This is a genomic window from Psychrobacter sp. NPDC078929 (assembly GCF_050267985.1).
Taxonomy (GTDB): Bacteria; Pseudomonadota; Gammaproteobacteria; order Pseudomonadales; family Moraxellaceae; genus Psychrobacter.
Genome location: NZ_JBNNFX010000017.1, coordinates 52841 through 74185 on the forward strand (window position 1 = coordinate 52841; position 21345 = coordinate 74185).

16 protein-coding genes are annotated in these 21345 nt (G+C 44.1%); 6 read left to right on the forward strand and 10 right to left on the reverse strand.

Going from position 1 to position 21345, the window contains the following annotated elements; all coding sequences use genetic code 11:
- The first annotated feature begins 13 nt into the window (after nucleotides 1-13).
- Nucleotides 14-502, forward strand: coding sequence for an Lrp/AsnC family transcriptional regulator (locus ACQKCG_RS10210; RefSeq protein WP_101204823.1), 489 nt, complete (start codon nucleotides 14-16; stop codon nucleotides 500-502).
- Here ACQKCG_RS10210 and ACQKCG_RS10215 read toward each other — a convergent pair.
- From ACQKCG_RS10215 to ACQKCG_RS10235, 5 genes are all read right to left on the reverse strand, one after another.
- Entirely contained in the window at nucleotides 499-1764 is a 1266-nt protein-coding gene (locus tag ACQKCG_RS10215) for a YbfB/YjiJ family MFS transporter (RefSeq protein ID WP_201571449.1), read from the reverse strand. The two genes, ACQKCG_RS10210 and ACQKCG_RS10215, sit on opposite strands and share 4 nt — an antisense overlap.
- A 127-nt stretch (nucleotides 1765-1891) precedes the next feature.
- The gene (locus tag ACQKCG_RS10220; RefSeq protein WP_201571447.1) at nucleotides 1892-3235 is read right to left on the reverse strand and encodes an ABC1 kinase family protein; all 1344 of its coding nucleotides are present in this window, start codon (nucleotides 3233-3235) and stop codon (nucleotides 1892-1894) included.
- Nucleotides 3236-3405: 170 nt separating this feature from the next.
- Complete coding sequence (locus ACQKCG_RS10225; protein WP_406947827.1) at nucleotides 3406-4209, reverse strand: HesA/MoeB/ThiF family protein; 804 nt, start codon at nucleotides 4207-4209, stop codon at nucleotides 3406-3408.
- 47 nt (nucleotides 4210-4256) lie between these two features.
- Nucleotides 4257-5129 carry a peptide chain release factor N(5)-glutamine methyltransferase gene (gene prmC, locus ACQKCG_RS10230; RefSeq protein ID WP_201571438.1) on the reverse strand — a complete coding sequence of 291 codons (873 nt, stop codon included), beginning with the start codon at nucleotides 5127-5129 and terminating at the stop codon, nucleotides 4257-4259.
- A gap of 50 nt (nucleotides 5130-5179) precedes the next feature.
- Nucleotides 5180-7096, reverse strand: coding sequence for an AmpG family muropeptide MFS transporter (locus ACQKCG_RS10235; RefSeq protein WP_201571437.1), 1917 nt, complete (start codon nucleotides 7094-7096; stop codon nucleotides 5180-5182).
- Between the two features lie 784 nt (nucleotides 7097-7880).
- Here ACQKCG_RS10235 and katG point away from each other — a divergent pair.
- The 5 genes from katG to ACQKCG_RS10260 all read left to right on the forward strand — a co-directional run bounded on the left by katG (nucleotide 7881) and on the right by ACQKCG_RS10260 (nucleotide 15623).
- Nucleotides 7881-10064 carry a catalase/peroxidase HPI gene (katG, locus tag ACQKCG_RS10240; protein ID WP_201571470.1) on the forward strand — a complete coding sequence of 728 codons (2184 nt, stop codon included), beginning with the start codon at nucleotides 7881-7883 and terminating at the stop codon, nucleotides 10062-10064.
- A gap of 379 nt (nucleotides 10065-10443) precedes the next feature.
- Nucleotides 10444-11373, forward strand: coding sequence for a LysR substrate-binding domain-containing protein (locus tag ACQKCG_RS10245; protein ID WP_057759664.1), 930 nt, complete (start codon nucleotides 10444-10446; stop codon nucleotides 11371-11373).
- Nucleotides 11374-11577: 204 nt separating this feature from the next.
- Entirely contained in the window at nucleotides 11578-14061 is a 2484-nt protein-coding gene (locus ACQKCG_RS10250; RefSeq protein ID WP_201571436.1) for a glucose/quinate/shikimate family membrane-bound PQQ-dependent dehydrogenase, read from the forward strand.
- Between the two features lie 347 nt (nucleotides 14062-14408).
- Nucleotides 14409-15410, forward strand: coding sequence for an LLM class flavin-dependent oxidoreductase (locus ACQKCG_RS10255; RefSeq protein ID WP_201571435.1), 1002 nt, complete (start codon nucleotides 14409-14411; stop codon nucleotides 15408-15410).
- 48 nt (nucleotides 15411-15458) lie between these two features.
- Nucleotides 15459-15623, forward strand: a complete 165-nt coding sequence (locus ACQKCG_RS10260; protein ID WP_160021934.1) for a hypothetical protein — start codon at nucleotides 15459-15461, stop codon at nucleotides 15621-15623.
- Between the two features lie 109 nt (nucleotides 15624-15732).
- Here ACQKCG_RS10260 and ACQKCG_RS10265 read toward each other — a convergent pair whose 3' ends face one another.
- The 5 genes from ACQKCG_RS10265 to ispF all read right to left on the reverse strand — a co-directional run bounded on the left by ACQKCG_RS10265 (nucleotide 15733) and on the right by ispF (nucleotide 21043).
- Nucleotides 15733-16692: an AEC family transporter gene (locus tag ACQKCG_RS10265; RefSeq protein WP_427585387.1), complete on the reverse strand. Its 960-nt coding sequence runs from the start codon at nucleotides 16690-16692 to the stop codon at nucleotides 15733-15735.
- Between the two features lie 240 nt (nucleotides 16693-16932).
- Complete coding sequence (mnmG, locus tag ACQKCG_RS10270; protein ID WP_427585388.1) at nucleotides 16933-18828, reverse strand: tRNA uridine-5-carboxymethylaminomethyl(34) synthesis enzyme MnmG; 1896 nt, start codon at nucleotides 18826-18828, stop codon at nucleotides 16933-16935.
- Nucleotides 18829-19244: 416 nt separating this feature from the next.
- On the reverse strand, nucleotides 19245-19805 hold the full coding sequence (locus ACQKCG_RS10275; protein WP_427585389.1) for a hypothetical protein: 561 nt from the start codon (nucleotides 19803-19805) through the stop codon (nucleotides 19245-19247).
- 267 nt (nucleotides 19806-20072) lie between these two features.
- Entirely contained in the window at nucleotides 20073-20423 is a 351-nt protein-coding gene (gene grxD / locus ACQKCG_RS10280) for a Grx4 family monothiol glutaredoxin (protein ID WP_057759647.1), read from the reverse strand.
- 116 nt (nucleotides 20424-20539) lie between these two features.
- Complete coding sequence (gene ispF / locus ACQKCG_RS10285; protein WP_160021940.1) at nucleotides 20540-21043, reverse strand: 2-C-methyl-D-erythritol 2,4-cyclodiphosphate synthase; 504 nt, start codon at nucleotides 21041-21043, stop codon at nucleotides 20540-20542.
- Nucleotides 21044-21345: the final 302 nt, after the last annotated feature.

The window sequence follows — 21345 nt, forward strand, 5'->3', positions numbered from 1 at the left end:
TAAGGCTTAAGAAATGCCAGACAATTATATTGATAGTACAAGAACTGCAGATATAGACGAGATAGATAGACAGTTACTACACTTATTGCAAACGCAGGCACGCATGAGTATTACTGAACTCGCTGAACGCGTCAACCTGTCTGCCACCCCTTGCGCACGTCGTATCAAACGCTTAGAAGATGCGAACATAATCACTGGCTACCATACCAAAACCGATGCGCAAAAACTTGGCTATCCGCTAGCCGTGTTTATCGCTATTAGTATGGATCAACATACAGCAGAACGTTTTGAGCAGTTTGAACGCAAAGTTCAGAGCTTTGAGGAAGTCATTAGCTGTAGTATTGTCACAGGACGCACGGAAGACTATCTGATTAAGGTCAGGGTACGTGATATGACACATTACGAAGAGTTTTTATTGCATCGCCTCAATCGTATCGAAGGCGTGGCCCAAGTTCATACCAGTTTTGAATTACGAGAAGTATTTAGCCGTAGCGTGGTTTAGACGAGCTTAGCTGTCTTTGGCGACTGTCGACGAAACCATACCAATAGTACAAATCCGATCATTAATCCGATAGCAGCGACAAGCAACCCTGCATTGAAATTGCCATCTCTCCCTGCCAGTGCCACTGTCACCAAAGGTCCCAAAAACTGCCCCAATGCATAAGCCAACGTTGCCAAAGCAATCAGTAAATTAGAATAGGCAGGATTGATGTTTTTAAACAGCGTCAGTGTCATCGATACCATACCGACGAAGGTCAATCCCAAAATCGCAGCATTGCCATATAATCCAAATGCACCATCAAACCATATCGGCAAGCACATCCCAAATGCTTGCAATACCGTCAGCCCCATTAAGGTTTTTATCTCACCGATACGTTTGGCAAGCGCGCCCCATAGGGGGTTTGACAACATCGCAAAAATACCAACGACCAACCAAATCATGAGTCCAGCATACGTCTGTGTTGTTAGACGTTGTGCTGCCATAACGGGTAAAAAAGTTGCTGAGCTGATATAACCAAACCCTGCCAGTACGTAGCTGACAAAAAGTAAAGTAAGCGCTTTATGGTGTCCAGAAATTGCTTCGTATAAGGAGCGTTTAAAGTTTACATAGGTCTGGTGCACTGACACGTGTTGCTTGGCATCAATCTGCTGTGAATCAACAGCCCGTACTTGTCTTGGCTTTATCGCATACAGTAGCCATACAAGCGGCAAACTGGTGACACCTGCGACTAGCCAAATTACATCGAAGTGATAGTCTAACTTCAATAGCCACCACGTCACGATGGCAGAAGCGCTAATGCCAACGCCAATACCTGCATAATGAACTGCTGATAATACAGAACGGCGCTCAGGGCTAAGGGTTTGAATGACAAACGATGAGCTTAGAATCATCGCCACGCCACTTGCAATGCCTGCGATTAAGCGGATGATATACCATAGCATGAGCGACATATTTGGTATGACAAGTAGCATCGTGGTGACAACACTGATAATCGCCCACAGCGTCATCGCCTGCCATGTCGAGCGCTGAGGCACAAACATGGCGATAAGTGCACCGATAAAGTAGCCGATATAATTGATTGATGCCAGCCAGCCTGCAATGGTCGTTGATAGCGACAATTGCACCATAATATCCGGTAAGGTGGCAGTAAACAGAAAGCGTCCATAACCCATAACGACTGCCATGCAGTACATACCGATACAGGCAATGGCAGTTTCGTTGGTAATCGTCGGGACCATACGGCTTTTAAAAGCAGTCATCATGACAGAGCCATTTTTGCGGCAATTAGCACACAATCCTTTGTGTTAGACAGTCAAAAGCAGTAATAAATAAACACAGAAATAGAGAAGTTATTAAATATAGTAGGCAAGCATAAAGTATCCGAGAAAACTATGATACGTCTAACGTTGGCGTCTCTACCGTATCTTGCCCTAGCATTTGTACCCGCTGATCGCTAAACATATCCATATCTGGAGCTAGCGTACGCATAAACCGATCAAAATACAACATCTGTTTGGTCAATAGAGCAAAGTCTCGTGGGAAATGGATGCCATGACGTTTGCCAACTTCGACAATCTCAAGCATCATTTTATTGAGCTCATCAGCTTGTTCTTTACTATTAAACGGTACACCGCTGGTAAAGGTTTTATCTTCTGCCATGATGGTTATCATCATACGCTGTAAGTCATTCCCAAGTGCAGTCACATCGACTTTATTGCCACCATGCGTCATTTCCATATCAATCATATGGTGCGCCATGGCTTGGTAGTCACTATCTTGCATGGCTTGCATCATGCCCATACATGCACGCCAGCTCTCAGCTTTTAGTTTACCGACGATACCAAAATCCAAAAATCCAATACGGCCATCGGTCAATAGCATCAAATTGCCCGCATGCAGATCAGCATGGAAACTATTGCACAGCATAAGACTGGCAAACCATGTGTTCAAAGTATCTGCCATAACTTGGGCAGGATCTACACAGTATTGACGCATGAGTGACTCATCGACCATAGAGACGCCATATAGACGGCTCATCGTTAGTACACGCTTGGTAGTCAGCTTTTCATAGACAGTTGGTGCAACGACACGAGTATTACCTGATACCGCTAAAAACTGCTGAAAATCGCGAATATTCTGTGCTTCGGCGATAAAGTCAGTCTCGGCAAGCATACGCAGGCGAATCTCATCAATAATCGGTGCAATACTCGCAAATTTCATCGATGGCATCAATATTTCAAGTAGCTTAGTTACGCCATGCAATACACCCAAGTCGGTCTGCATGATGGTTTCGACGCCAGGTTTTTGTACCTTTAGCACCACTTCATCACCATTGTGCAATCGTGCTGCATGCACTTGAGCGATAGAGGCGGATGCTAGTGGCTCTGAGTCAATATGCGCAAACTTATCAGCGAGCGTCATACCATCAATCGCCAGCTCCTCTGTCAGAACTTGCTCGATATAAGCATAAGACAATGGCGTGGTTTGATCCAAACAGCTCTGGAAAGCCTTGACATAATCACGTGGAAACAGCGACGGTGTACTGGCGATAAACTGACCGATTTTGATATAAGTCGTACCTAACTGCTCAAAGGTTTCTTTGAGTAGCATAGCGTCAGGTTTTTCACCTTTTGCCACTCTTAGCGCAGACAGACCTGCCACGCTCGCTGTTTGGCGAACACGATTAACGACATTAAAAGTATGCTTTAATAAATGCGGACGATGAATTTTCATAAAAAACAACTATGGTAATAAGAAGGAGGTTTGAAGATAGGCAATACAATATAAAAGTGCGTTAAAATCAGATTATTCAGTTATAGTCGGTTCGATATAATTTGGATACAAGGAAGGCAAGTGAAAGTACTACAACTCGTAGACTAAGCAAGCTTAACACCGTATCCAATTTATAGAGAGCTGACTATAGGACTGCTACAGACAGGACACTGTGAGTCTTTTCGATAGCCCATCAGCCGCTGCTGCATCTGACTACCATCCCATATGAGCAGCTTGTTTGTCAGTGGATTTTTGGTTAATCCTAAATATTGTAATGTGGCATTGGCTTGTAGGTTACCCATAACCGCAGTGGTACTGGCCAGCACTCCTGAATTGGCACACGTACGTTCGTCAGCGGCTTCGTCGAGCACTACGGAGCCGAACACGCAATGATAGCAACCAGTATCGAGCTGAGGTTCGAACAGTGCTAGCTGTCCTTGCATCGCAATTGCCGACGCAGACAATAGAGGGATCTGGTAGCGTACACTAATACGATTGATGATGTCGCGCGTGGCAAAATTATCCGTACAGTCTAAGAGTAAGTCCGGCTTGCCTGCTGCCATATCGAGCAATTCATAAGCGTTGTATTCGTCTAATCGTGCCACTGTTCCGCGAGCTTTTATCAAAGGATTGATACGCGCTAACATATGCGCTGCGGTCAGTGCTTTGGGTCTACCAATATCGTCCGGTAAAAATAGCGTCTGGCGTTGTAAGTTGCTCGCCTCAATCTCGTCATCATCAATCAGATGGACATAACCCACCCCAGCACGCACCAATGTCTCAGACGCAGGACAACCAAGGCCGCCTGCCCCTATTATGACCACACGTGCTGTCTTTAATCGCAGCTGAGCGTCCATATCCCAACCGTCTAATAATACTTGCCGAGCATAACGCAGCAGCTCGTCATCCGATAGCTGTACCATCTCTTCTACCATATTCATCTACAACCTATAATCAAAGAAATCTACTACCAAAAAACTATCTACTGGACTTGCCCTAGCGTAACGCGATCATTATCACCGTAGTCTTTTACGGTATGTACTGATTCAAAACCACTATCCAAAAACAACTTGCGAACAGCATCACCTTGATCATATCCATGTTCAATAGCTAATAACCCACCTGTACAGAGATATGTCGTTGCTTGCTGGACGATATGCTCGATATCAGCCAAACCCTGATTGGATGCACTGAGCGCACTAATCGGTTCAGCTGTTAGACCTGCCAAATGCTCGTCTGTCTCGTCAATATAAGGAGGGTTGGAGACGATGATATCAAACTGCGGCTCATCATTAGTAGGTAGCGCTTGATACCAACTGCTTTGGAAAAATTCGACATTGGCAACATTATTGCTCACGGCATTGTGCTGAGCAACTTTGAGCGCCTCTGACGATAAATCGACTGCCACGACTTGCAAATTAGCGTGTTTTAATTCATGGGCAAGACTGATAGCGATACAACCTGACCCTGTCCCCAAGTCTAGTAATCGTTTATTACTAAGTTGCGCTGGCTGAGCGTTTATCCAGTTCAATACCTGCTCGACCAGTACTTCGGTATCAGGCCTAGGAATCAAAGTATGCTCGTTTACCTTAAAGCTAAGCGACCAAAACTCCTGCTGTCCGGTTAGGTACGCAAGCGGTATGCCTTGCTGCATTTTTACCACGCCGTCATTGAACCGTGCGACCTCACTATCAGTGAGCTGATAATCTTCATCCGTCATCAACGCTATCGCAGGCTTATCAATGACATACAACAACCAATCCGTTAGCCAAAACGACGGTAGCCGATTATTTGACTCACCATTCGTCAGTTGTTGAATCTGCTGCTTGATTTGACGAATGGTCGATATGGTCATAGATAGCTCTTAAATAACAGTGAATGAATAAAGGTAAAATACTGTTTAGCCTACTCTGATGCGCGTGGTGGCTCTTTGGTATCGGTCAGGTTAGGATTGGTTTTACTTAGCTTGTCACCTACCCCGTTACCACCGCTGCCATCATTATTGTCATCGCCATAAATATCATCGTTGTCACCAATGACAATATGTCTATCGACAAAGTAGATCAGTGCCAGAATTGGAATACCAATGGCAAAGGTAAAGATAAAGAAAAACGGGTAACCCATATTATCGACGATAGCACCAGAATAACCACCCATCACTTTTGGTATCAGGGTCATCAATGAGGAAAAAATCGCATACTGTACCGCGGTAAAGCGAATCGAGGTTAGTGCTGATAAGAAAGCGATAAATACAGCGCTCGCAAGGCCCGCAGCCAAGTTATCAAATATCACTGCCATATACATGATCGGCAGGCTACCTGGGTTGTATGTCAATACCACAAACAACAGGTTGGTCGCACACGCTAAAATTGCACCAATCATCATGGCATGCATAATACGGAAACGCTGAGCCAAAATACCACCCAAGAAGCCACCTGCAATTGCCATAATCACACCGACCAGTTTTACGGCATTGGCGATATCTGTTTTGCTAAAGCCCATATCTTGATAAAAGACGTTGGAGATCACGCCTGCGACGATATCTGAGATACGGTATAGACCAATCAAGGCTAAGAGTAGCAGGGCTTTTTTGCCATAACGTCGGAAAAAATCTAAAACAGGCTCGATCCATGTTGCCATGGCCACTTCTTTTTTCACCAGTCCTACTTGTACCAGTGCATAACCTGCTGCCATCGCCGCGCCTAGGCTTACTAATAAGTGCAAGGTTTCTACAAAGAAACTAGAAAACGCGCCTTCGAACTCTGGCAGGACTTGCCCCATCAATATATAAGCAGTGATAAAGGCAATCACTGAAAATACAAACAACGCTACCAGTCTGACGTAGTCTTCACGAGTTTCAGCGACCAACGGGGCTTTGTTAATGATTTTTGGTTGATTAATAATAAAGTACAGTAATAACAATGGCGCGCACGCGACCAATGCTAAAAAGTAAAACTTAATCGCTGGCATTACCATTAGTGGTATCAAGGCCACTGTGCTATCAAATACTGTATTGATCAAAATATTAATTAGGTAAATAACACCAAACAGCAGACCTGGGATAAGTAGTAACGCTGAATAAATCAGGAATACTTTTAAGTTACCCTTCTGCTTTTTACTTTGCAGGGTCTCAGCGGTTGGCTCATAACTGGCAAATGTCGTTAATACCCCTAACGTCATAACCCCTGCCATGATGTAATAGGTGTTGCGCCACGCTTCATAACTATAAAATGTCTCATTTGAGCCGAAATAATCAGCCAAATATAACGCGCCTGCCCCTGCGACAATCATACCGATACGGTAGCCTGACACATAGATAGAGGACAGAATAGACTGCATAGATGGCGGTGCAAGCTCAATACGGTACGCATCAATCACGATATCTTGTGTCGCAGAAGAGAACCCAAGCAGCACGGCCGCGCCTGCCATATAAACCAAGACATCTTCGCTAACAGGATTTACCCTTGCCATCAAAAAGATTGCCAGCACGATAAGCAGCTGTGATACCACCATCCAACTACGACGACGCCCTAGCCACTTGGTCAAAAACGGTACAGGGAGCGCATCAATCAATGGCGCCCAAATAAACTTGAACGAATACCCCAGTGCTGCCCAGCTGAACATAGTGACGACACTACGATCAATGCCTGCTTCTCTCAGCCATAGCGACAGACTTGAGAAAATCAGCAGAATGGGTATACCCGCTGAGAACCCCAAAAACAGCATAATAATGACACGAGGATCGAGATAAGCTTTTGTAGCCTCGCCCCATGACTTTTTGGCAATTGGTTGATTGGGCGGTACAGATTTGACAGCAGACATAATAACTCACCAACAATTCAGACAAAGAACACAACCGCGCACAATTTTTATCAATCTTTAAAATCAGTTATCGACAAAAGGATCGATAAAAATTGCTCTACGTTGCACCAATATTATCATTACAACAAAATCCAGTTATGGTACTTGAGAACCTTTATCTTGACTAGATGTTTTTGCATTAACTTAGCGATTGCAAGCCATGTACAATCGCTTATATTTCTTAATCGTAACGCAAAAAACCGCAGTGTTTTACCAAGGTTATCTTAGCTCTCTTTTTTATTGCTAATTTCTGTTTTGAAAGATGTCTGACAATGACATTATTTATAGGTAATATAAAGGTAGTAGTAAAACTGACGCAGGCTTCATTAGTTGGGTGTACTCTATTGGTTTATTCTTAATTGGCGATAATAAGCGCGGGCGTTAATAATGATTGAGATAAACAAAACATCAAGTCTTTTATGATTGGTAATTTAAAACTTATAATTCTTATATATTAGTTTTATAAATCTACTCAGCTTAGTTATGCTTTGTACATAAACAACGACTACCGAGATTCACGGTTTGTTCTTTTCTATTATCATAGCCTAGGAGTTATACCATGTCCGACTCAACCAATAACACCACTGACAAAAACACTGCCCCAGATGCTGCTCGTTGTCCTGTAGATCATGAAAGCAACAATAATAATGCGACTACTAACACAACCTATGACCAGGGTGATGGTCAAGGCCCAACGATTCATAGCGAAAACGTTGATAACTCGCACGAGCCTCAGCGTCCGAGCATGGGTGGCTGCCCTGTAATGCATCAGGCACATACTACCACGGCTTCTGCTGCGACAGATTGGTGGCCAAATGCACTGAACTTAGACATATTGCATCAGCAAGACAAAAAGACTGACCCAATGGGTGAAGACTTTGATTATGCTGAAGCTTTTAAACAGCTAGATCTAGAAGCGGTCAAAACTGATCTAAAAAATCTAATGACTGAGTCACAAGAATGGTGGCCAGCGGATTGGGGTCACTATGGCGGCTTGATGATTCGTATGGCTTGGCATTCAGCTGGTACGTATCGCGGTGCTGATGGTCGCGGCGGCTCTAATACTGGTAACCAACGCTTTGCACCATTGAACAGCTGGCCTGACAACGTCAACCTTGATAAAGCCCGTCGTCTATTGTGGCCAATTAAGAAAAAATACGGCAATAAATTGTCATGGGCCGATTTGATGATTTTGGCAGGTAACATGGCTTATGAATCTATGGGCTTTAAAACTCTAGGATTTGCTGGCGGCCGAGCTGATATCTGGCATCCAGAAAAAGACATCTACTGGGGTTCTGAGCGCGAATGGTTAGCTGCTACCAAAAACCGTTATGACAGCGACGAAGACCGCGCGTCACTAGAAAACCCACTAGCAGCAGTACAAATGGGCTTGATTTATGTCAACCCTGAAGGTGTGGATGGTAACCCTGACCCATTAAAGACTGCTCAAGATATGCGTACTACCTTTGCTCGTATGTCAATGAACGATGAAGAGACGGTCGCTCTAACTGCTGGTGGACACACCGTTGGTAAATGTCACGGTAATGGTGATGCAACGATACTAGAAGACGAGCCAGAAGCTGCTGACATTAAAGAGCAAGGTCTAGGCTGGCGCAATCCTAAAGGTCGTGGTAATGCAGGTGATACCGTTTCAAGTGGTATCGAAGGCGCATGGACCACCAATCCGACCCAGTGGGACCACGGTTACTTTGAACTACTATTGAACCACGAATGGGCACTAACTAAAAGTCCAGCGGGTGCATGGCAGTGGGAACCAACTGATATCAAAGAAGAAGATCGTCCGTTAGATGCTCATGATCCAAATGTCCGTCGTAACCCAATCATGACTGATGCAGATATGGCATTGAGCAAGGATCCTATCTATCGTGAGATTTCAGAAAAGTTCCATAACAATCCAGAGTACTTTGATGAAGTATTCGCTAGAGCGTGGTTCAAACTGACTCACCGCGATTTGGGACCAAAATCTCGTTACTTAGGTGCTGATGTACCAAGCGAAGACTTTGTATGGCAAGACCCTATTCCTACAGGTAATACGGACTTGACTGCTGATGATATTGCAACGCTAAAAGCACAGATTTTAGACAGTGACATTAGTCGTCGTGAGTTGATCATCACAGCATGGGACAGCGCTCGTACCTTCCGCGCTTCGGACTATCGCGGCGGTGCCAACGGTGCACGCATCCGTTTAGCCCCACAAAAAGACTGGGCAGGCAACGAGCCAGAACAATTACAACGTGTACTTGAGACATTGACCAGCATTCAGTCTGGCTTTGATAAAGACGTTAGCTTAGCAGACCTCATTGTGTTGGCTGGTAATGCAGCTATTGAACAAGCAGCAAATGATGCAGGCGTAGATATTACTGTACCGTTTAATCCAGGTCGCGGTGATGCTGACGCTGAAATGACTGACGCTGAATCTTTCGCTGATTTAGAGCCGCTACATGATGGTTATCGTAACTGGATTCAGGGCGACTATGCGGTATCACCAGAAGAGATGCTACTTGATCGCACGCAATTAATGGGATTAACAGCACCTGAGATGGTCGTATTGCTTGGTGGTATGCGAGTGCTTGATACCAACCACGGTCAAAGCCAACATGGCGTCTTTACTGAACGTGCTGGTGTGCTTACCAACGACTTCTTTGTCAATCTAACAGACATGAACTATACATGGCATCCTGTAAAAGCAGCAGACAACACTGCCAATAGCTACGAAGTACGTGAGCGTGGTACAGGAAACGTCAAATGGCAAGCAAGCCGTGTAGACTTGGTATTTGGCTCTAACTCTATATTACGTGCTTATGCTGAGCTATACGCGCAAGATGATAACTTAGAGAAATTCGTTCGTGACTTCGTCCGCGCTTGGAACAAGGTTATGAATGCAGATCGCTTTGATATTGCTAAATAAACTGAGTTTGAAGTTGGTCAGTATCGACTAACTAATAGTAATAAATAACTTTATAACTGACGAACAGCTATCTTTTAGAAGGTAGCTGTTTTTTTATGCTTAGTTTTTTATGCTTAATAGTGACCGCTCTTTATAAGTTGTTAGGTCAAATGGCTTCTCTGGATAAACAACGCTTACTGACTATGCAGCATTTACTGAACAAATAATTTTTTAGCATTGCAAAATACAAATTCTATATTCATAATTATCATAAATTGATAGCTATTTATTATATACAAGAATAATAGCTTTGTTTTACACTACTTTATTACTGTATGTTCAGACATTTTTACTTTCATATACAGACGAGGTTTGTATATTTATACGATAGGATTAAGTTATGGCAATCGACGTAGTGGTCAACCAACGGCATTTGCAGATTCAGCTCAAACAGCTAGAAACAGTATGGCATACGGTGATTAACGGTTATAACTTAAGCCAAGCGGCGACCGTGCTACATACCAGTCAATCAAGCTTATCAAAGCATATTGCTGCGCTAGAAAATCAGTTAAAGACGGAAGTATTCGTGCGCCAAGGCAAACGCCTGACGGGACTGACCACTATGGGCACAGCGCTCATGCCGCATATCGAGTCTATCTTTGCTGAAATTCGTACCATTGAAAACCTAAGTTTAGACTTTAATAATCCTAATATCGGTACGTTGACGATTGCCACCACCCACACTCAAGCGCGTTATGTACTGCCGCAAGTGGTTAAAGAATTCAAAGATCGTTTCCCAAAAGTAAATTTGATTTTACAACAGGCAGATCCTGAGACCATCGCTCAGATGGTCATCCGTGGTCAAGCCGATATCGGTATTGCCACTGAGTCCTTGCTGCATAATAATTATCTTAGATGCTATCGTTACTATGACTGGACGCATCGCGTTATCGTACCAAGTGATCACGAACTGGCTAGTCAAGAGTCTATTGATCTGCCCACGCTTGCCAGCTATCCGATTGTGACTTATCACGGTGGTTTTACAGGACGCGGCGCGATTGACAAGACATTTGATGAAGCAGGGTTAGAGCCGGATATCGTATTAGCGGCGCTCGATGCCGATGTGATCAGCACCTACGTCGGTCTAGGCTTAGGTATTGGTATCATCGCAGAAATGGCATTTGAGCCAAGCCATTATCAAAACCTAACGGCCATCCCCGTCGATCATTTTGGTCGCTTTACCAGTTGGATGGCGGTACGTGATGACGCAGAAATCCGTCAATATGGACGCGCTTTCATGGAGCTATGCCAAAAGCAATTTGCAAATTAATGAGCATTTGTTAAATAAAGTATCTCAGACTTGCTCACCCTTACTAGACTGAGCTGTGGATGATAAAATAGATTCTAGAACGTTATTCAATGTTTCTTTTATATATTATTCACACTTGTATTGATATTTGGTCGAATGAAATTGATTAGCGACTAAATATCAATACATATTAACTTGCTCTTTTGTAAACAGGTGATACCGCTCATGGAAAAATTCGTAGCGATCATTATGGCAATTTTTGCCGCCCCTCTACTCATTGGCGGCGCTTATTTATTGTCCTTAGGCGGTAGTCCTTACTACCTCATTGCTGGCGTCATTATACTAACGACAGCTTTTTTATTGTTCAAAAAACACTGGAGTGCTTACGGGTTATATGCGCTATTTATCGTAGCGACCATGGCTTGGGCACTTTGGGAATCTGGGTTCTATTGGTGGGCGCTAGCACCTCGAGTTGGCTTCCCGCTTATATTTGGTTTGCTCATGCTATTGCCATGGGTATCCAACAAAATGCGTGGGCCTAAAACTCAAGTAAACGCAAATGCTGCAGCTAATGCATCAACCACAAATACTGCTAAGAAAAGCCCTCTGTACTATTGGGGTCTGCTCGTAAGCGTGGCCGTAGGTGCACTACTCTCTTTTGGTAGTCTAGCTAATAATGCCACTGACAAACTCGGTGAGCTTGATTTGACTGCTGCAAATGATGACGAGCAAAACGTCAGCTCAGATGAGACGTCAGCTAACCTTGGTGATCCGTTATCAAACGGTCAGCAAACACCAGATGGCGAATGGAGCGCGTATGGTCGTACTGATTATGGTCAGCGCTACTCACCTCTAGATAAAATCAATACCGATAACGTCAAAGATTTAGAACTGGCATGGCAAATCCAAACAGGTGATGTCAAAGGGCCTAACGATGTCGGTGAGACCACTTATCAAGCAACACCATTAAAAATCGGTAACGGTTTATACCTATGTACCCCTCATAACTGGGTACTAGCGCTAGATGCCGACTCTGGTGAGACGCTATGGAAGTTTGATCCTCAAGTAGAGGAAAACTTACAACGCCAGCACCAAACCTGTCGCGGCGTATCTTATTATGCTGGTCAAGCAACCAGTCCTGTGCAAGTACAAAAAATTGCTGGTAATACCTTTGAAAACGCGTCTAAACAATGCGATGCCAAGATATTTATCCCAACTTCTGATGCGAAACTATATGCACTCGATCCAAATACTGGGCAACGCTGCCAAGACTTTGGTGATGATGGTGCATTAGACTTGATGCATAACATGCCGTTCAATCAAGCAGGTTACTATTATTCTACGTCACCACCAGTCATCGCCGGTGATACCATTATCGTAGCTGGTGCTGTCAATGACAACTATGATGTCAACTCGCCTTCTGGTGTAATCCGTGCGTATGATGTCAATACCGGTGAGCTTCTTTGGAACTGGGACTCAGGTGATCCTGATAATACAGCGCCTTTTGATGTCAATGATCCAACTCAAACTTACAAGACCAGCTCACCAAATTCATGGTCAGTCGCTACTGCCGATGAAGAGCTTGGATTAGCGTACTTCCCTATGGGCAACCGCACACCGGATCAGCTAGGTAGCTACCGAAATGCTGCTGAAGAAAAATATGCAACGTCTGTTGTCGCTCTAGATATCGAAACTGGTGAAGCACGCTGGGTTCAGCAGTTTGTCCATCATGACCTTTGGGACATGGACACGCCTGCTCAGCCAACCTTACTTGATCTAGATACGGCCGACGGCGTACAGCCTGCGCTGGTTGTACCAACCAAACAAGGCGATGTATACGTCTTGAACCGCGCAACGGGTGAGCCTATTGTACCGATTAAAGAACGTCCTGCACCGCAAGGCTATCTCATAGCGGGAGAGCACGCAGCGCCAACTCAGCCTTATTCTGGCTTGAGCTTTGAGCCTGAACCACTGACTGAAAAAGACATGTGGGGTGCCAGTCTCGTCGATCAAATGATGTGCCGTATTGAGTTCAATCAGCTCAACTATGATGGTCGCTATACCCCGCCATCAACAAATGGTAGCTTGGTCTATCCTGGTAACTTTGGTACCTTTAATTGGGGCGGTATTGCAGTCGATCCTGAGAATGGCGTGATGTTTGGTATGCCGACTTACTTGGCATTTACCTCAAAACTCATTCCTAGAGACACGTTGGGCGATGCAGAAACCAATAAAGGCGAGCAAGGCGTCAATGCCAATGAAGGTGCAGATTATGCAGTAGAATTGGGGCCCTTCTTGTCACCATTAGGCGTACCTTGTCAGCAGCCACCATGGGGCACGATCGCTGGTGCTGACCTAGCCACAGGTGATATCGCTTATCAACGCAAAAATGGTACGGTACAAGACTTGTCTCCTATTCCTATCAAACTGGAATTGGGCGTACCTGGTATCGGTGGACCTATCATCACTAAAGGTGGCGTCGCGTTCTTGTCAGCGGCGACAGAAAACAACTTCCGAGCTTATGACTTGAAAAATGGCGACGTACTATGGAATGTCCGTATTCCAGCAGGTGGTCAAGCCACGCCAATGACTTACTTGAACTCTAAAGGTGAGCAAATGGTCGTATTGGTCGCAGGTGGTCATGGCTCAGTTGGCACAACCATTGGTGATTATGTCTTAGCTTATAAGCTTAGCGACCAAGATAAATAATGTTGCATTTGGTGCTTAAGATAATGATAAATTAAATAACCATTATCTTATAATTGACTAATTAGATAAGCAGGTAACCTAGGTTGCCTGCTTTTTTTAATGCCATCTTTTTTTAATGCCATAGTATAATGCTGCTAAATCCTTTTATTACCTTACTTATGGTTTATTTATCGCTTATTTTGACAAACGACAACCTTTATAAATACACCTTAATAATTGTTAAGCGAGCTTAAAAACAGAGTTAACTGACTTTGTTATGATTCATTAACAGTGACTAGCGGCACTTGAAACTACCACTGTCTATAAGCATATCAGTAGAAAATAATTTACACACTACTGGAACATTTATGAGTAATAAAATCCCTTTGTCTTTCCTAGACCTCGCACCCGTCCCTCAAGGCAAAACCATCGCTGAAGGCATCGCCCAAACGGTGGAAACCGCGCAGCAAGCAGAAAAATCAGGCTTAAACCGCTACTGGATGGCAGAGCATCACAATATGCCGGGTATCGCCAGTGCAGCCACATCAGTACTACTATCGCATATCGGTAGTCAAACTAGCCGTATCCGTATTGGTGCGGGCGGCGTTATGCTACCGAACCATGCCCCTCTCGTGATTGCTGAGCAGTTTGGTACTTTGCAGGCATTGTATGGCGACCGTGTAGACCTAGGCCTAGGCCGTGCGCCCGGTACTGATGGTGCGACGTTTCAGGCACTTCGTCGACAAATGAAAGATGCAGAACGCTTCCCACAAGATGTGCAAGAGCTGATGTATTTCCTAGGTAATGATACAGATGGCAGCCCTGTACAGGCGTTCCCTGGCGCAAAATCAGGCATACCGATTTGGATATTAGGCTCTTCTCTATTTGGTGCGACTTTGGCTGCACATTTAGGACTACCTTATGTGTTTGCCTCTCACTTCGCCCCGCAAATGCTTGGGCAAGCAATTGAGGCTTACCGTGAGCAGTTTAAACCGTCTGTCTATCTAGATAAGCCTTATGTGATGCTAGCTGCAAACTTATTGCTGGCTGATGATGATGCGACCGCCGAGTATCATTTTACTTCAGCACAGCAGAGTTTTGTACGTCTGCGTCGTGGTGAGACAGGTCAAATGCCTAAGCCTACCCACGATATGGACAGTATCTGGAGTCAAGCAGAAAAAATGATGGTAGACAATGCATTGTCAGTATCATTCATTGGCTCTGTCGACACGGTCAAACCAAGACTCGCTGCGTTTTTGGCAACCTATCAGCCAGATGAGCTAATTGTGACGGCCAATATCTATGACCAAGCTGCCCGTATCCGTTCACTTGAACTTACACCGGAGCTAAACTTATTTACTTTACAATGAAATGAGACACTTGCATAATTATTGATGAACCTTAACTGGATTTTTGACATGGAAGCAACTCCCATTATCGGTGCATCGCTCATGATTGGCTCATCAATATTTATGTATATCATCGCCTTTCTTGCAGTTATGGCTATCGGTGGTTATTTGACCTATCGTACTAGCCCAAAGCGTAAGCAGCGCCGTGAAGACAAGCGTAATAGTGAACGCTAGATTAATAAAAAAGCCCTCTTTCCTTATTTGAAAAGAGGGCTTTTTTAATGCTGTCAAAATTAGATAAGGCGAAAGTACTTGCTTATTTAAAGATAGTATAAAATCTGCATTACATCAATCCAAACGCACGTAACGTCGCTGCCCCAATCGCCATACCAAACATGCCGACAACAGTGGTAAATGCCAAAATATTAGCCGCTAATACGTCATTGCCACCCATTGCTTTTGCCATGACATAGCTGGCTGCAGCTGTTGGTGATGCGACCATCAAAAACAAAACCCCCATATGCACGCCTGACAACCCGAACCCAAGTCCAACAGCGATAGCAATCAATGGCGCAATGACAATTCGCCCAATGCTCGCCTGCATGGATAAGCCCGAAGGATGCAACATAGACTTTAGGTTAATACTAGCACCTGCACAGATCAGTGCTAGCGGCAGAGCCACCGCTGCCAGTAAGTCGCCAGTCGTATGAATTACCCCAGTAAGCGGTGGTAACGGCAATGCTTTGTAGGCGAATGCCCCAACCAATGCCAAAATCAAAGGATTGGTCAGTAATTTTTTCACAATCATCGTGCCGCGACTAACCCATGTGTCATCCACGCTTTTGGATACGCGGCTTAGGGTAATGACCGCTAAGATATTAAACAGTATCGTCACCACGCCCATATAGACAGCACCGATACTTAACCCTTGCGCGCCGTAAGCGTTGGCCACGGTTGCAAGGCCAATGATGGCCATGTTGCTACGGAATACGCCTTGTACAAACACACCTTGGTCCTCAGGACGCTTGACGAAGCGTTTGGCATAAAACTCTGCGCCAATAAATAATATAAACGTCACCAAGATACCAACAAGGATAAGCGTAATTTGCTTACCATAATCGACGTCGCTATCAACCACGCTAAAAAACAATAAACACGGCAAGCAATAATTAAAGACAAAACTTGATGCCTGATCGATAAAAGTTTGGCTTGCCTCACCGCGTCGTTGCATAAAAAAACCCAACCACATTAAGGCAAGGTTGGGTAAGACAATAGTAATAGCAAAAACAATAGCATCAATCATAAGTAGACTCAGTTCGGTGACAAGCCCATCAATATATGGACATCAGCGAGACAAATTAACAAGTATTAAGAAAATTTACTGACCTAGTATAGAGACAAAGTAGCAGGTAGGACAAGGTGACATGTGACTTTCTTTTAGAACTGACTATTTTTTTTGATAAACAAAAGCCCGTAACGAAATATCGTTACGGGCTTCTTATACTATAAGTGCCTTATTATAAAAGGCTTTATTACATAGCTGTTATGAGTCCAATGCAGCTTTTGCTTTTTTATGCTTTTTAACCGTCATCGCCAACAACTGAATAGCAGCAGGGGTTACACCACTAACACGTCCCGCTTGAGCTAACGTCGCAGGACGAACTTGAGTAAGTTTCTGTACTATCTCATTTGATAGACCTGACACGATACTATAATCAAAATCTAACGGTAGCGCCGTGTTTTCTAAACGCTTCATTTGATCGATATCTTCTTGCTGACGATCGATATAGCCTGCATATTTGACAGAAATCTCTATCTGCTCACCCACTTGCGCATCAACCGTTGAGTCAGTGATAGCGGCGATATCAGCAAAATGTATTTGCGGACGCTTTAGCAAATCGAAGGCGGTCGACTCTTTAGACAACACTTCACCTGTTTGCTCGGTCACTTGTTTACCTAAAGCATTAGCAGGCGTGGCCCACATATTTTTTAAACGTGAAGTTTCTGTGGCGATGGCTTCTATTTTCTCTTGATAGGCTTGCCAGCGTACATCGTCTACTAGACCTAGCTTACGACCAGTCTCAGTCAAACGCTGATCGGCATTGTCTTCACGTAGCAATAAACGATATTCTGCACGGCTCGTAAACATACGATATGGCTCGGTAGTACCGTGGGTAATCAAGTCATCGACAAGCACGCCAAGATATGCTTCATCGCGGCGCGGTGTCCATGTATCAAACTCGCTATTGTTAGTAGTGACCAATGCCGCATTAGTACCTGCTAGCAAACCTTGTACGCCCGCTTCTTCATAGCCTGTCGTACCATTAATCTGACCCGCAAAGTACAGACGATCAATCGACTTAGTCTCAAGCGTTGGCTTGAGGTTTTGTGGATCAAAGTAATCATACTCAATCGCATAACCTGGACGAGTAATATGGGCGTTTTCTAAGCCTTTCATACTATGAATAAAGTCTAACTGCACATCAAATGGCAAACTGGTTGAGATACCATTTGGATACAACTCATGTGTGGTCAGACCTTCTGGCTCGATGAAAATCTGATGGCTGTCTTTATCCGCAAAGCGATGAATTTTATCTTCGATAGATGGGCAATAACGCGGGCCTACGCCTTCGATTTTGCCAGAGAACATTGGCGAACGGTCAAGGTTTTCACGAATGATGTCATGAGTACGCGCATTGGTATGCGTGATATAACAGTTGACCTGCTCAGGATGCATAGAGACGTCACCCATATAACTCATCACTGGCAATGGCGTATCACCTGGCTGTACCGTCATTACACTAAAATCAACGCTACGCGCATCAATACGTGCTGGTGTACCTGTCTTTAAACGACCAACTGGCAGCTTAAGCTCACGTAAACGATCTGCCAACTTGATAGAAGGCTGATCCCCTGCGCGGCCACCCTTTGAGTTCTCTAAACCAATATGGATAACGCCGCCCAAGAAAGTTCCTGAAGTCAATACCACTGTTTCGGTCTTAAAGACAATACCCGTAGAAGTCACGACTGCGGTCGCACGACCGTTTTCGACCAAGATATCATCAGCGGCTTGCTGGAATATATCTAGGTTTGGCTGGTTTTCTAACGTATGACGAATAGCCGCTTTATATAAGATACGATCTGCTTGCGCGCGTGTGGCACGAACGGCAGCTCCTTTGCGGCTGTTTAGTACACGAAACTGGATACCAGCCTTGTCCGTGGCCAATGCCATTGCACCGCCCAACGCATCAATCTCACGCACCAGATGCGATTTACCGATACCGCCAATCGCAGGGTTACAGCTCATCTGCCCGAGCGTCTCAATATTATGCGTCAACAATAAGGTCTGTGCGCCCATACGTGCAGCCGCCAGAGCAGCTTCTGTACCAGCATGACCACCGCCGATCACTATCACGTCGTAATGTTTTGGGTATTGCATGTGTGCCTCACTTGACTCATAACGCTGCTGACTGCCATATCTTATGTTCAAATAAGAAAACAGGCAGCAAATAAACGTCAGTCGAATTTATAAGAAGATAACGACTCAGATAAGTCATTCATAATTGGTTAGGGCGTGTTCTTATTTTGAAAATGGTGATAAAAATGAGGTAAATTGCAGTCAAACAAGGAAAGTAGCGCAGATAATATCAGGATATTAACCAGCTATTTGACATAGTTTGGCAATATTTAACCATTTTTAGCCCATTCAGATGCTTTTGTTCAGATTAAGGACACGCCCTGAATAACCCATAATTATAACAATTTTTTGATACTTAAAAAACGTTAGAACAAAAACTATTAAAATTAAGCGAAAAGTTCTCTACTCTGGTAACTGTCTTGCTAGTTGTTGCCTTACTAGTTACTGTTTTGATCATTATTTTGGTTATTTTTGCCAGGGCTAAGCGGTACAATCTGATCCGATTGACCACTAGACAGCATATGATGGCTACCATACCCTTCTGGATTGATCTGTAGATAGGCGTTCATTTGACCAATCGCCTCACCATCATCACTGGCCAAAATCTGCTCCTTGATAAGCTCAACTGGCGGTAATGGTAAGTTTTTAAGCAATGCTAAACGCTGATGGTTATCACCCTTGTTGACTACCAATTCGATAAGCTGACGGGCATCGATTGGCAAATCTGGTGTGTTTTGTGCCAACAGTGCCAAATGATAAGCACCTGCAGGGTCTTGGTCTACAACGATGCGCTGCTCGATAGCAACATATGTCGCTTCAGTTGCACCACCTGCCACACTAAGCTGATGAATACATTTAAGGGCTGAGTATGACTCAGTATTAGCAATCTCAATAATACGTGTCGATTCATTTTTTAAACGTTCACGGCGCTTTTCAATCGCCGCCTGCTCAGCCGCTTCTCTTTGCTCATTTAACTGTTCGCTGGTTTGGTTATTCATAAAGCTCTCTTACTCATCTGATAATTATTATTTATATCGCTGATATCTTGGACACTATATGGGGGTAAATCCTATAAAAACAACGAAGCCTAATGACATACGCGAGTGGAAATACTAATGGGGACAATAATAAATACGCTACTAACAACACTAATAGCGACAATAAAAAAACCCAAATAGCCATCACATGACTATCTGGGTTTGCTGTGCTTGTAACTTGCAAAGGCTAACTGGACATTAAAGACATCCAATTCACACTTTCAAGTATTAAGCAGCAGGGCTGTTTGCTTCAACCAATGGCTTTAGCTCGCCTGACTGATACATTTGCAAGATGATGTCTGATCCACCCATTAGCTCACCATCAATCCATAATTGCGGGAACGTTGGCCAGTTCGCAATTTTTGGCAACGTTGCACGGATTTCTGGGTTTTCTAAAATGTTTACAAACGCAAATGGACGACCAATCTGAGTCAACACTTCGATAGAGCGCGCTGAGAAGCCACACTGTGGAAATTGCGGTGTGCCTTTCATGTAAATAATGACTTTGTTGTCACGGATTTGATCACGGATCAATTGTTCAACGTCGTTTGCAGCAGTGTTTGGGGTTTGCTCACTCATAAAAGCTCCTATTGATAAAGCGGTTCATTAAAATGATTATTTATATAAAATAATTGTGTAAAGACGTGGCTGATACATGGGGCGACTGCCGCTGTATTACAAGCACGAATTTCTATCTATATAGGTTCGATAGCATTAGGGACTAATAATACCACGGCATTGGCCATGATGCCCTCTTGACGACCCGTAAATCCCAATTTTTCAGTCGTGGTCGCTTTCACACTAATATTGCTAATATCCGTTTGCAGGTCACTAGCGATATTGGCACGCATTGCTAGATTATGCGGCGCTAACTTTGGACGCTCACACATCACCGTAATATCAGCATTGCCTAGGCTGTAACCAGCCTCTTGCACTTTACTATAGACATAACGTAGCAATACTCGTGAATCCAATCCAGCATGTGCCGCATCGGTATCGGGAAAATGCTGCCCGATATCGCCAAGCGCCAATGCACCAAGAAGCGCATCAGCCAATGCGTGCAAGACCACATCCCCATCAGAGTGTGCGAGCAAACTGTGAGTATGCTCAATAGGCACACCTGCTAGAATGACATATTGTTGCTGCTGACCATTATTATGAAAAGCATGAACATCGATACCTTGACCAATTTTTATCATTATTATTCCAAGATGAGTTAAAGGTGATTAAAATAATTCAAAATGACTATCTGAATTTTCAAAGTGGTTTTACTAGTAGCCAGACACCATCGGTCGCCACCAGTTTCAATTAACTGGTATAATATGACGTTTATTTTATCATAATACCAGATCCAAAAGACAAGCTGACGTTGCTGTGCTGAGACTACGTATTGTAGTGATTGCATAACGCTTGGCGTCGGCATGTACTTTGGATAACGTATAAATAGTTGAGCCGTTTTATGTCAGCCATACAAAATACCTCAAGCACAACCGTTTCTGAG